Annotated in this window: 9 protein-coding genes; 1 reads left to right on the forward strand and 8 read right to left on the reverse strand. The window is 72.4% G+C overall.

Annotated features, from left to right (window positions below):
* The 7 genes from pyrF to pyrR all read right to left on the reverse strand — a co-directional run.
* On the reverse strand, positions 1-725 hold a 725-nt coding region (gene pyrF / locus AC1DUQ_RS06905), incomplete at its 3' end, for an orotidine-5'-phosphate decarboxylase (RefSeq protein WP_477073550.1).
* A 32-nt stretch (positions 726-757) separates the two neighbouring features.
* Positions 758-4,096, reverse strand: a complete 3,339-nt coding sequence (gene carB, locus AC1DUQ_RS06910; RefSeq protein ID WP_477073547.1) for a carbamoyl-phosphate synthase large subunit — start codon at positions 4,094-4,096, stop codon at positions 758-760.
* Positions 4,096-5,268, reverse strand: coding sequence for a glutamine-hydrolyzing carbamoyl-phosphate synthase small subunit (gene carA, locus AC1DUQ_RS06915; protein ID WP_477062001.1), 1,173 nt, complete (start codon positions 5,266-5,268; stop codon positions 4,096-4,098). The genes carB and carA overlap by 1 nt, the downstream gene beginning before the upstream one ends.
* Positions 5,265-5,798 carry a PH-like domain-containing protein gene (locus AC1DUQ_RS06920; protein ID WP_477062000.1) on the reverse strand — a complete coding sequence of 178 codons (534 nt, stop codon included), beginning with the start codon at positions 5,796-5,798 and terminating at the stop codon, positions 5,265-5,267. Before AC1DUQ_RS06920 ends, carA begins: the two co-directional genes overlap by 4 nt.
* Positions 5,795-7,117 carry a dihydroorotase gene (locus AC1DUQ_RS06925; RefSeq protein WP_477061999.1) on the reverse strand — a complete coding sequence of 441 codons (1,323 nt, stop codon included), beginning with the start codon at positions 7,115-7,117 and terminating at the stop codon, positions 5,795-5,797. Before AC1DUQ_RS06925 ends, AC1DUQ_RS06920 begins: the two co-directional genes overlap by 4 nt.
* Positions 7,114-8,136 (reverse strand): aspartate carbamoyltransferase catalytic subunit, encoded by a 1,023-nt coding sequence (locus AC1DUQ_RS06930; protein ID WP_477061998.1) that lies wholly within the window; start codon positions 8,134-8,136, stop codon positions 7,114-7,116. Before AC1DUQ_RS06930 ends, AC1DUQ_RS06925 begins: the two co-directional genes overlap by 4 nt.
* Positions 8,133-8,723, reverse strand: coding sequence for a bifunctional pyr operon transcriptional regulator/uracil phosphoribosyltransferase PyrR (gene pyrR, locus AC1DUQ_RS06935; protein WP_056094934.1), 591 nt, complete (start codon positions 8,721-8,723; stop codon positions 8,133-8,135). Before pyrR ends, AC1DUQ_RS06930 begins: the two co-directional genes overlap by 4 nt.
* A gap of 211 nt (positions 8,724-8,934) precedes the next feature.
* Between pyrR and AC1DUQ_RS06940 the strand changes: the two genes are divergently transcribed.
* A complete protein-coding gene (locus tag AC1DUQ_RS06940; protein ID WP_477073548.1) occupies positions 8,935-11,199 on the forward strand; it encodes a putative bifunctional diguanylate cyclase/phosphodiesterase in 2,265 nt (754 codons plus the stop codon).
* A 13-nt stretch (positions 11,200-11,212) separates the two neighbouring features.
* Here AC1DUQ_RS06940 and AC1DUQ_RS06945 read toward each other — a convergent pair whose 3' ends face one another.
* Entirely contained in the window at positions 11,213-12,454 is a 1,242-nt protein-coding gene (locus AC1DUQ_RS06945; RefSeq protein ID WP_477073549.1) for a sugar ABC transporter substrate-binding protein, read from the reverse strand.
* Positions 12,455-12,633: the final 179 nt, after the last annotated feature.

The following is a 12,633-nucleotide window of genomic DNA, read 5'->3' on the forward strand; positions in this document are numbered from 1 at the left end:
GCACCTGACCGCGCGCGGAGCACCTGACCGCGCGCGGACCCGAAGACCTGGGCCAGCTCGCGCGGTCCCGCACCCTGCGCACCCACGCCGGGGGCGAGCAGCGGGCCGTTCACCGCGGCCAGGTCCACGCCGGTGCGGGCCGCCGCGTCTCCGACCGTCGCGCCCACGACGAGCCCGACCGACCCCATCGGCACCGCCCCCGCATTCAGCGCAGCCGCTCGCGCGGCCACGACGGCCGCGACGGTAGCGCCGTCCTCGGTGCGCGCGTGCTGCACCTCCCGGCCCTCCTTGTTGGAGGTCAGGCACAGGACGAACAGGCCCCGTCCGGATGAGAGCGCGAGGTCGACGGCGGGGTCGAGCGACCCGAACCCGAGGTACGGCGACACGGTCAGGGCATCACCGGCGAGCGGCGAGCCGTCGCGCAGGAAGGCGTCCGCGTACGCGCCCATGGTCGAGCCGATGTCCCCGCGCTTGGCGTCGACGATGACCAGAGTGCCGGACTCGCGGCCGACCGCGACGACCTCCTCGAGCACCGCCACCCCGGCAGAGCCGTGCCGCTCGAAGAACGCCGCCTGCGGCTTCACGGCGGCCACCTGGCCCCCGACCGCCTCGAGGACGGTCACGGCGAACCGTCGCAACCCCGAGGCGTCGTCCGGCAGGCCCCACGCGTCCAGCAGGCTCGTGTGGGGGTCGATGCCGACGCACAGCGGCCCGTGGGCCTCCATGGCGGCCGCCAGGCGCGTCCCGAACGGGGCGGTCACGTGCGGGCCGCCGCGCGTGCCTCACGGCGCACCAGAGCGGCCGCGTCGTGCTCCTGGAGGCTGGTCACCCGGAACGGTCCCGCCTGTCGCGCCTCGATGGCCTGGACCGCCGCACCCAGCTGCTGCACAGTGGTGACCATCGCCTTGTCCGCCGCGACCGTGGCCGCGCGGATCTCGTAGCCGTCGGCGCGAGCACCCTGGCCGGACGGGGTGTTCACCACGATGTCGACGTCGCCGGCGGTGATGAGGTCGACGATCGTCGGCTCCCCCGCCGCGCCGCGACCCGACGAGTACTTGCGGACGACCGTCGAGGCGATGCCGCTGCGGTGCAGGACCGCCGCGGTCCCCTCGGTCGCCAGGATCTCGAAGCCGAGCTCCGCCAGGCGCTTCACCGGGAAGACGATCGAGCGCTTGTCCCGGTCGGCGACAGAGATGAACGCCCGGCCGCCCGTGGGGAGTCCCCCGAACGCGGCGTCCTGCGACTTGGCGAACGCGGTCGGGAAGTCGACGTCGAAGCCCATGACCTCGCCCGTCGAGCGCATCTCCGGGCCGAGCACGGTGTCGACGACGACGCCCTCCTTGGTGCGGAACCGCTTGAACGGGAGCACCGCCTCCTTGACCGCGATCGGTGAGTCGAGGTCGAGGACGCTCGCGTCGTCCACGGGCAGGATGCCCATCGCGCGCAGGTCTGCGATCGAGCGCCCCGCCATGACCAGGGCCGCGGCCTTGGCCAGGGAGACCCCCGTGGCCTTGGAGACGAACGGCACCGTGCGCGACGCCCGCGGGTTGGCCTCGAGGACGTAGAGCACGTCGGAGACCAGGGCGAACTGGATGTTGAGCAGCCCGTGCACCCCCACGCCGCGCGCGATGGCCTCCGTGGACAGCCGGATGCGCTCCAGCTCCGAGGTCGAGAGCGTCACCGGCGGGAGCGTGCACGCGGAGTCGCCGGAGTGGATGCCGGCCTCCTCGATGTGCTCCATGACGCCGCCGAGGAACAGCTCCGTGCCGTCGAACAGGGCGTCGACGTCGATCTCGATGGCGTCGTCGAGGAAGCGGTCGATGAGCAGCGGCGGCAGCGTGCCCGCGCGCCCCCCGTCGGCCGCGTTGTCGAGCGCGCGCTTGACGTACTCGTCCAGCTGCGGCTCGCTGTAGACGATCTCCATGCCGCGGCCGCCGAGCACGTAGCTCGGCCGCACGAGCACCGGGAAGCCGATCCGGCGGGCCGTGTCGCGGGCGCCCGCCTGCGTGGTGGCGGTGCCGAACGCCGGAGCCGGCAGGCCCGCGGCCTCGAGCACCTTGCCGAACTCCCCCCGGTCCTCGGCGGCGTCGATCGCGGCCGGCGAGGTGCCGAGGATCGGCAGTCCCGCGTCGAGCAGGCGCTGGGCCAGCGACAGGGGCGTCTGACCGCCGAGCGTGACGATGAGGCCCTCGACGGGTCCGGCGGCGAGCTCGGCGGTGTAGACCTCGAGCACGTCCTCGAACGTCAGGGGCTCGAAGTACAGGCGGTCCGAGGTGTCGTAGTCCGTGGAGACCGTCTCGGGGTTGCAGTTGACCATGACGGTCTCGAACTCGCCCTTGAGCGCCAGCGCGGCGTGCACGCAGGAGTAGTCGAACTGGATGCCCTGGCCGATCCGGTTGGGGCCCGAGCCGAGGATGAGGATGGCCGGCCGCGTGCGCGGGGCGACCTCGGTCTCCTCGTCGTACGTGGAGTAGTGGTAGGGCGTGCTCGCGGCGAACTCGGCGGCGCAGGTGTCGACCGTCTTGAACACCGGCCGCAGGCCGACCGCGTGGCGTGCACGGCGCACCGCGTCCTCCGACGTCCGGCGCAGCGTCGCGATCTGCGCGTCCGACAGTCCGTGACGCTTCGCGTGCAGGAGCACGTCGCGGGTCAGGGCGTCGGCCGTGCGGGTCTGCTCGGCAACCTCGTTGACCAGCTGGATCTGGTCCAGGAACCAGGGGTCGATGCCCGTGAGCTCATAGACCTTCTCCAGGGACACGCCGAACCGCAGCACCTGCTGCACGTCGACGAGGCGGTGCTCGGTGGGCCGCGAGATCGTCGCGACCAGCGCGTCGAGCGCGTCGCCCGCCAGCGCGTCGCCGGTCCAGTGGAAGACCGAGTCCTTCTTGTCGAGGGACCGCATCGCCTTCCCGAGCGCCTCGGTGAAGTTCCGTCCGAGCGCCATGGCCTCGCCGACCGACTTCATGGTCGTCGTGAGCGTGTCGTCCGCCGCGGGGAACTTCTCGAACGCGAACCGCGGGACCTTGACCACGACGTAGTCGAGCGTGGGCTCGAAGGACGCCGGCGTCGAGCCGCCGGTGATGTCGTTCGGGATCTCGTCCAGCGTGTAGCCGACCGCGAGCTTGGCGGCGATCTTGGCGATCGGGAAGCCGGTCGCCTTGGACGCCAGGGCCGACGAGCGCGAGACCCGAGGGTTCATCTCGATGACGACGATGCGGCCGGTGGACGGCTCGATGGCGAACTGGATGTTGCAGCCACCGGTGTCGACCCCGACCTCGCGGATGACGGCGATGCCGATGTCCCGCAGCCGCTGGTACTCGCGGTCGGTGAGGGTCAGCGCCGGGGCGACGGTGACCGAGTCGCCGGTGTGCACGCCGACCGGGTCGACGTTCTCGATCGAGCAGACGACCACGACGTTGTCGTGCTTGTCGCGCATGAGCTCGAGCTCGTACTCCTTCCAGCCGAGGATCGACTCCTCGAGGAGCACCTCGGTGGTGGGCGAGTAGTGCAGCCCCTGCCCGACGATGCGGCGCAGGTCGGTCTCGTCGTACGCGATGCCCGAGCCGAGTCCGCCCATGGTGAACGAGGGCCGCACGACGACCGGGTACAGGAGATCGTCGACGGCGGCGAGCGCGTCGTCGATGGTGTGCACGATCGCGGAGCGCGCGCTCTCGGCGCCGCAGACCTCCACGACCTCCTTGAACTGCTCGCGGTCCTCGCCCTTCTGGATCGACGCGATGTTGGCGCCGATCAGCTCGACGTCGTACTTCTCCAGCACGCCGGCCTCGTCCAGCGCGATCGCCGCGTTGAGGGCCGTCTGGCCACCCAGCGTCGGCAGGATCGCGTCCGGGCGCTCCTTGGCGATGATCGTGGTGAGGATCTCGGTGGTGATCGGCTCCACGTAGGTGGCGTCGGCGAACTCCGGGTCCGTCATGATCGTGGCCGGGTTGGAGTTCACCAGGATGACCCGCAGGCCCTCCTCCTTGAGCACGCGGCAGGCCTGCGTCCCCGAGTAGTCGAACTCGCACGCCTGGCCGATGACGATCGGGCCGGACCCGATGACGAGAACGCTCTTGATGTCTGTGCGCCGGGGCATCAGGCAGCACCCTTCTGTGCGTTCATGAGGTCGAGGAACCGGTCGAAGAGGTACGCGGCGTCGTGCGGACCGGCGGCCGCCTCCGGGTGGTACTGCACCGAGAACGCGGGGAGGTCGAGCGCTTGCAGGCCCTCGACGACGTCGTCGTTGAGGTCGACGTGGCTGACGACGACCCGGCCGTAGCGACCGCCGTCGTGCGGTGCGACGGACTCGCCGTCCAGCGGCGCGTCGACCGCGAACCCGTGGTTGTGCGCGGTGATCTCCACCTTGCCCGTCGCCCGGTCCATCACCGGCTGGTTCACGCCGCGGTGGCCGTAGCCCAGCTTGTATGTGCCGTAGCCGAGCGCGCGGCCCAGCAGCTGGTTGCCGTAGCAGATGCCGAAGAACGGGATCCGTCGGTCGAGCACGTCCCGCAGCAGGTCGATCTCGTGGGTCGCCGCGGCGGGGTCGCCGGGCCCGTTCGAGAAGAAGACGCCGTCGGGCGAGGTCGCCAGGACGTCGTCGATGGTCGCGTTGGAGGGCAGCACGTGGACCCGCACGCCGCGCTCGGCGAGGCGCTGCGGCGTCATCGCCTTGATGCCCAGGTCGACCGCCGCGACCGTCGCGACGTGCTCCCCGATCGGCTCGACCACGTAGGCGGCGTCCGTGGACACCTCGCCGGCCAGGTCGGCACCCGCCATCGCGGGCGCGGCCAGCACGACGTCGAGCAGCTCGTCGTCCGGCTTGCGCTCGCCGTTCTCGTCCAGCAGCGCGGCGCCGGAGAAGATGCCCGCGCGCATGACGCCACGCTCCCGCAGGTGACGGGTCAGCGCACGGGTGTCGATCTCGCTGATGCCGACGATCTCCTGCGCGACGAGGTCGTCGTCGAGCGTGCGGACCGACCGCCAGTTCGAGGCACGACGTGCGGGGTCGCGCACCACGTAGCCGGCCACCCAGATCCGCGACGACTCGTCGTCCTCGTCGTTCACGCCGGTGTTCCCGATGTGCGGGGCCGTCATGACGACGATCTGGCGGTGGTACGACGGGTCCGTGAGGGTCTCCTGGTAGCCGGTCATGCCGGTGTTGAAGACGATCTCGCCCAGCGTGGAGCCCTCGGCGCCGTACGGACGGCCGGTGAACGTCCGGCCGTCCTCGAGGACGAGCACCGCGTGCGGGGTGTCGGTGGCAGTCATGAGTTCTCCTCCTGCGCGGGCGCGGGGCCCGAGGTCAAGGTGGTCAGTGCGTCGATGAGCCGCTCGCGGTCCGCGGCATGCTGGGGTCGCAGGCCGGTGTCCAGACCGCGCGGGTCCTCGGGGTCGGCCTGCCAGGTGAGGACGACGAGGCCCTCTCCCCCGACGACCTTGCCGGCCATGCCGGGCGCACGCGTCGCGTCCCGCAGGGCTGCGGTCGGCACGAAGAGGTCGGGCGCGCCCTGGCGGGTGATCCGCACGCCGGCGTCGAAGACGCTGACCTGCGCGGGGCTGCGCACCCCGAGCCCCTCGGCGGTGACCCGGTCGAGCCAGTCCCCCGCGCGGGTCGTCGAGACGTAGGTCGCGTCGACCGGCCCCAGCCGCTCGGCACCCAGTGCGGCGGGAGCGACCGGGAGGGCCGGGACAAGCGCCGACGACCGCCGCGTGCGGGCCTTCCAGCCGGCGCGCATGCCCCAGAACGCCACGATCACCACCAGGACGAGGACGACCGTGGAGACCGCCTGGCGGGTCACGAGCTGACCACCACGCTCTCGTCGCACGCCGACCCGTCCATCACGGTCGCGCGGCCGCGCAGCCACGTGGCGATCACGCAGCCCGACAGCTCGCGCCCGCGGAACGGCGAGTTCACGCTCTGCGTCGCCTGCTCCTCAGGCACCACGGTCCGGCGGATGCCCGGATCGACCAGCGTGAGGTTGGCCGGCTCCCCCACGGCGATCGGCCGGCCGTGGTCACTGACCCGACCGATGCGCGCCGGGGTGGTCGAGAGCACGCGGGCGACGTCGGCCCAGGTCATGCGGCCGGTGTCGACCATCGTCTCCTGCACGACGGACAGCGCGGTCTCGAGACCGGTCATGCCGAAGGCCGCGGCGCCCCACTCGCAGTCCTTGTCCTCGCGCGTGTGCGGCGCGTGGTCGGTGGCGACGATGTCGATCGTGCCATCGGCCAGGCCCTCGCGGACCGCCTCGACGTCCCGCTGGGTGCGCAGGGGCGGGTTGACCTTGAACACCGGGTCGTACCCGCGGGCCAGCTCGTCGGTGAGCATGAGGTGGTGCGGGGTCACCTCTGCGGTGACGTCGATACCCCGGGACTTGGCCCAGCGGATGATCTCGACCGAGCCGGCCGTGGACAGGTGGCAGACGTGCAGCCGCGAGCCCACGTGCTCGGCGAGCAGCACGTCGCGGGCGATGATCGCCTCCTCCGCGACCGCGGGCCAGCCGGCCAGACCCAGCTCGGCGGAGACCACGCCCTCGTGCATCTGGGCGCCCTCGGTCAGCCGCGGCTCCTGCGCGTGCTGCGCGATGACCCCGTCGAACGCCTTGACGTACTCCAGGGCGCGCCGCATCACGACCGGGTCGTGCACGCACTTGCCGTCGTCGGAGAACACCCGGACCTGCGCCGCGGACTCGGCCATGGCGCCGAGCTCCGCCAGCCGCTCGCCCTCGAGGCCGACCGTGACGGCTCCGACCGGTCGCACGTCCACCCAGCCGGCGTCGCGCCCGAGCCGCCAGACCTGCTCGACGACGCCCGCGGTGTCCTGCGTCGGAGTCGTGTTCGCCATCGCGTGCACGGCGGTGAACCCGCCCATCGCGGCGGCGCGCGTGCCGGAGCGGACCGTCTCGGCGTCCTCCCGGCCCGGCTCGCGCAGGTGCGTGTGCAGGTCGACGAGGCCGGGCAGCAGAATCAGCCCGGCGCCGTTGATGATCACCGGGTCGGGGCCGGCCTGCGCCTCGGCGTCCGGCCCGATCGCCGCGATCACGCCGTCGGCGAGCAGCACGTCGGTCGTGCCGTCGCCGAGCGGGCTGACGTCCCGCAGCAGGTAGTTCCTCGTCACGCGTCCACCTTCGTCTCGTCGGAGCTCTTCTCGGGGGCCCCCGAACCCGCCGTTCGAGCAGGGGCGTCGCCGCCCGAGAGCAGCAGGTACAGGACGGCCATGCGGACCGCCACGCCGTTGGCCACCTGCTCGACGATGACCGCGCGCGGCGAGTCGGCGGCGTCGGCGGAGATCTCCAGGCCGCGGTTCATCGGACCGGGGTGCAGCACGATCGCGTGCTCCGGCAGCAGGGCGAGCCGGCGGGCGTCGAGGCCGTACCGGCGCGTGTACTCCAGCGGGCTCGGGAAGAACCCGCCCCCCGCGCTCGACATGCGCTCGCGCTGGACCCGCAGCATCATCACCGCGTCCGGCTTCTCGTCCGCGATGACCTCGTCCAGGTGGTACGAGACGCGCGCGGGCCAGGCAGCGACCCCGACGGGCAGCAGGGTCGGGGGCGCCACCAGCACGACCTCCGCGCCGAGCGTGTGCAGCAGGTGCACGTTGGAGCGTGCGACGCGGCTGTGCAGCACGTCGCCGACGATCGCCACGCGCAGCCCGACCAGGTCGCGACCGGTCACGTCGCCCGGACCGGACAGGTGCCGGCGCAGCGTGTACGCGTCGAGCAGCGCCTGCGTGGGGTGCTGGTGCATCCCGTCGCCCGCGTTGATGACGGCACCCGTGGTCCAGCCGGACGTGGCGAGCGTGTGCGGTGCCCCGGACGCGTGGTGCCTGATCACGACCGCGTCGGCGCCCATCGCCTGCAGCGTCAGGGCGGTGTCCTTGAGCGACTCGCCCTTGGAGACGCTGGACCCCTTCGCGGAGAAGTTGATGACGTCCGCCGACAACCGCTTGGCGGCGGTCTCGAACGAGATGCGGGTGCGCGTGGAGTCCTCGAAGAACAGGTTCACCACGGTGCGGCCGCGCAGCGTGGGCAGCTTCTTGATCTCCCGGCCCTGCGTGGCCGCCATCGAGCCGGCGGTGTCGAGGATCCGGACGGCGTCGGCGACGTCGAGGTCGGCGGTGGACAGCAGGTGCTTCATCGCACCCCTCCCTCGATCAGCACGGCGTCGCGGCCGTCGTTCTCCTCGAGCAGCACGCGGACGCGCTCGCTCGTGGACGTCGGCAGGTTCTTGCCGACGTAGTCGGCGCGGATGGGCAGCTCGCGGTGCCCACGGTCGACGAGCGCCGCCAGCTGGACCGCCCTCGGCCGGCCGAGGTCGCTGATCGCGTCGAGGGCCGCCCGGATGGTGCGTCCCGAGAACAGGACGTCGTCGACGAGCACGACCACCTTGCCGTCCAGGCCTCCGCCCGGGATGTCCGTGGCGCCGATGGTCCGGGTGGGGTGGTGCGCGAGGTCGTCGCGGTACATCGTCACGTCGAGGCTGCCCACGAGGAGCGCGGGGTCGAGGCTCGGCTCGACCGCGATCAGGCGCTCGGCAAGACGACGCGCGAGCGGCAGGCCTCGGGTGGGGATGCCCAGCAGGACGACGTCGGCGCCGCCCTTGTTGCGTTCGAGGATCTCGTGCGCGATGCGGGTGAGGGCCCGGCCGATCTCCGGGGCGCCGAGGACCACGTTGGCGTCGTCGTCGACAGCATCCGAGGCGGGCGCGGGCGTACCTGTGCTCATCAAGCAAACTCCTTCCCCGCCTCACTGGACGGGTCTTAAAGGAATGTCTCTGCGGCGCTCACCCTACCGCCCGCGAACGGTCCTCCGGACGCGACGTCCATCACGTGCCACGTGCAGGAACGCACCTCCGTCACCCGGATGCCACGTCATCCTGGGGCAACGATGTGACGATGCCCCCATCGTGCTCGGAACCGTTCCTACGTGGGTCACCGTGCTGCAGCTTCTCGCTGCAGGCCTGGTCGGCGGCTTCTGCGTGCTCCAGTGGGTGTGGTGGCGCGGGGAGGTCCGGCCGGCCAGCGCCGCCTGGTCCCTCGCCTGGTCGATCCACATGGCGCTGGTGCTCCTGGCCGGTGGGCTGTTCGCGCTGACCACGCCCGGCACCGTGCGCGACGTCCTCGTCTTCGTCCACGCGCAGCTCGTCGCCGGCTTCCTCGTCATCRCGATCCCCGCCACGCGGGCCATCGCTGGTGGACCGAGCACCCGGTACTGGCTCTGGGCCACGATCGCCCTCTTCGTCGCACGCGCAGGGCTCTGGTGGATCCCGCTCGACAGCTACGTCCCCGATGCCGACGTGCTCTCGGCCGCACTGCTGCTGGCGCCCGCGGCCGTCGTCGTGTCCTACGTCGTGGTCGCGGTCGGCCGGACCCGGGTGACCGCCTTCGGGTTGCTCCTCGTCATCGCCGGTGCCGAGTCGCTCGCCATCTTCACCGCGGGCGTGCTGGTGCGCGACTTCACGTTCGGAGCCATGTGCGCCGCGCTGTGGGCCATCCCGCTCGCCGTCGGCATCGAGGTGCTCGCGCTCTACCGGCTGCGCGACGCCCAGGACGCGGCCGTCCGTCAGCACCAGATGCGCGACGCCCTGGCCCGGCTCGCCAACTCCGCCTGGTTCGTCAAGGACGCCGACGGCCTGCTCCTCACGGCCCGCGACGAGGCCCGGACGATCCTGCGCGACCCCAGCATCGAGGGATCGCTGCGGCCCATCGCCCGCGACCGCTTCGTCACCGAGCTGTTCTCCTCCGACAAGGTCGAGCACCCCCCGGCCGCGCGGACCTTCCTCATCGACCTCGCGCAGATCGTCTCCGCGGCCGCGGAGCGCTACCAGCTGAGCGAGCGGCTGCACACCACGGCCTTCGCCGACCCGCTCACACGCCTGCCCAACCGCCGAGCGGTCGAGGAGCACCTCCTGGCCACGCTGGAGCGGGCGAACGTCGAGCGCACCCGGGTCTCCCTCATCTACTGCGACCTCGACGGGTTCAAGCGGGTCAACGACTCCTTCGGTCACGCCCACGGGGACGCGCTGCTCGTCCGCGTCGCCGACTACCTGCGCAACGCGCTCTCGGACCATGAGGCGTACGTCGGGCGTGTCGGCGGCGACGAGTTCGTCGTCGTGCTCGGCCGGGCGCCCCAGGACGCGGACCTGGTCGCGATCGCCCGGGCGATCCGCGAGGGGTTCATCGACCGCGCCGGCGGCAGCCGACCTGCTCGACTCACCGTCGGCGTCGCCACGTGGCTCCCCGGCGACGTCGTGGACGCCGACGCCCTGGTCCGGCACGCCGACACGGCGATGCTCGAGGCCAAGCGCTCCCGGTCCGGGTTCCGGGTCTTCGACCGGGCGCTGCGCCGCCGGGTCGAGGCGGAGCGACACCAGCGGGCCGCGCTCGAGGCGGCGGTGGCCGACGGTCACTTCACCGCCTACTTCCAGCCGATCGTGGACGCCGAGTCGCTCGAGATCGTCCAGGTCGAGGCGCTCGCACGGTGGGACCACCACGGCCACCTCATCCTCCCGGCCGACTGGCTCGAGCTGGCCGAGGAGTCGGGCCTGATCGTGCCCATCGGGCTCGAGGTGCTGCGCCAGGCCCGTCGGGCGCTCGAGCGGTTCCAGATGCCCGTGTCGGTGAACGTCGCGGCTCGCCAGCTGGCCGAGCCGGACGCCCTCGAGCAGATCGAGACCGCCTGGGGCGACGCCTTCTGGGAGCACCTCACCCTGGAGATCACCGAGAGCGCCCTCGTGCGGACGTCGTCGGCGGTCCCCGTGCTCTCGGAGCTGCGAGCCCGCGGAGCCCGGATCGCGGTCGACGACTTCGGCACCGGCTACAGCTCGTTGGCGCGGATCGCCCGGCTGCCCGTCGACGAGCTGAAGATCGACCGGTCGTTCGTGCGGGACATGGGCTCCGAGCGCGGCCGTGGCGTCGTCCGGGCCATCGTCGCCCTCGCGCAGACCCACGGTCTCGGGATCGTGGCCGAGGGTGTCGAGACGCCGATGCAGCTCACCGCGCTCGCCGCGATGGGGGTGACCCGCGTGCAGGGCAACTTCCTCGGCAGGGCTGCTCCCAATCTCCCGGTCCGCGGTCCGCGGCCGACCACCGGCGCGATGGCGATCGTCCCCGAGCCGGCCCGCCCGCTGCGTTCGCTCGGCGTGCCGACGCCGAGCACCGGCCGCGACGGCGTGCGCCTCACGGCGGTCCCGCGCCCCTGACGCCCGTTCGCGGCTACTGCTCGAGCGCCTCGGGAGCGATCGCCGCCGCGATGCTCGCCACCATCTCGTCCCACAGCCGGTGCGCGTCCGCGCTGCGGGAGATGACCAGGTGCTCCGAGCCGCCCCAGAACGTCCAGACGACGGACATCTGCGGGATCGAGGGCATCGGCGCGCCGTCGGCACCTGCGGCCGAGAACCCGCGCACGACGGCGTCGTCGGTGATCTCCTCGACCGCGGCCCGCAGCGCCGGTGCGCGCCCGCTCTCCCGGTAGAGGGTCAGCTGCGCGTCCGGGGTCGCCAGGAAGTCGGTCACGAAGTCCGTGGCGGCCGCCGCGCGCAGGCTCGAGCTGTTGACGAACGCGCCCTGCACGCCCACGAACGGCTGGGACGGCAGCGGGCCGGCGGGCGGCACCGGCAGGACGCTGATCTGCAGGCCGGCGTCCACGAACTCCCCCGTGTTCCACGGACCGGTGACGATGTACGGCGACTCACCGGCCAGGAAGGCCGCCTTGGCGACGTCGGACGTGATGGCGGGGTCGAGCACGCCCTGCTCCCCGAGCGCGGCGAGGTAGTCCGCGTACGCGTGGCCGGCGTCCCCGCCGAGCGCCAGCTGGTCCGAGTAGGAGCCGTCCTCGTTGGTGGCGAACACCGGAGCACCGAACGAGGTCTGCAGCGGGTAGAGGTGGTACGGGTCGCTCGCGGCCTCGGTCTGCTGCAGCAGCACCGGGTAGGCGGCGGCGCCGCGCTCGACGACCTCCTGGCCCTGCGCGACCAGCGCGTCGAACGTCGCCGGCGTCGACGAGACGAGCGCGTCGTTGCGGACCAGCGCCACGTTCTCGGTCGACAGCGGGACGCCGTAGGTCACGTGGTCGTACGCCATGGCCTCGACCGCGACGGGCACGAACGCGGTGGGGTCCGGCAGCTCGACCGGCAGGACGCTGCCCGTCGACACCAGCTGTCCGAGCCAGTCGTGCGCACCGATGAGGACGTCGGGCCCGTCCCCGCGGTCGACGGCCTGGGAGTAGTCGTCGCGGATGGTCTCGTTGTCGTGCCCGACCACGTGGACCGCGACACCGGTGTCGGCCGTGTACTGCTCCCCGAGCGACTCGAGCGCCGCGGTCCTGGACTCGTCGGCCCACACGGTGATCTCCGCGCTGGGGTCGAGGGCGCTCTGCGCGCTGCTGGAGCACGACGTGAGTGCAAGAACGGCCAGGGGCGCGGCGAGGAGGGCGGCGTAGCGGATGCGACKGTGCATCGGTGGCTCCGGGGTTCGACGGGCGGGCACGACCCGTCGTCGGGCCGCGGCGTGCCCGAGGTTAGGGGCGCAGCACGACCGGTGCAAGGCGTTGCTGCAACTTGCAGTCACCTGTTGTGGGCCCCACCTGCGCATTCGCCCCATCCGGTCGCACCACGATCACCCGGACGGCCGAGACC

The sequence above is a fragment of the Cellulomonas sp. P4_B5_2 genome, from assembly GCF_056402235.1.

Coding starts and splice junctions, on each gene's coding strand:
- pyrR (WP_056094934.1), bottom strand. CDS start 8,723: ATGAGCACAGGTACGCCCGCGCCCGCCTCGGATGCTGTCGACGACGAC.
- carA (WP_477062001.1), bottom strand. CDS start 5,268: ATGACTGCCACCGACACCCCGCACGCGGTGCTCGTCCTCGAGGACGGC.
- carB (WP_477073547.1), bottom strand. CDS start 4,096: ATGCCCCGGCGCACAGACATCAAGAGCGTTCTCGTCATCGGGTCCGGC.
- AC1DUQ_RS06930 (WP_477061998.1), bottom strand. CDS start 8,136: ATGAAGCACCTGCTGTCCACCGCCGACCTCGACGTCGCCGACGCCGTC.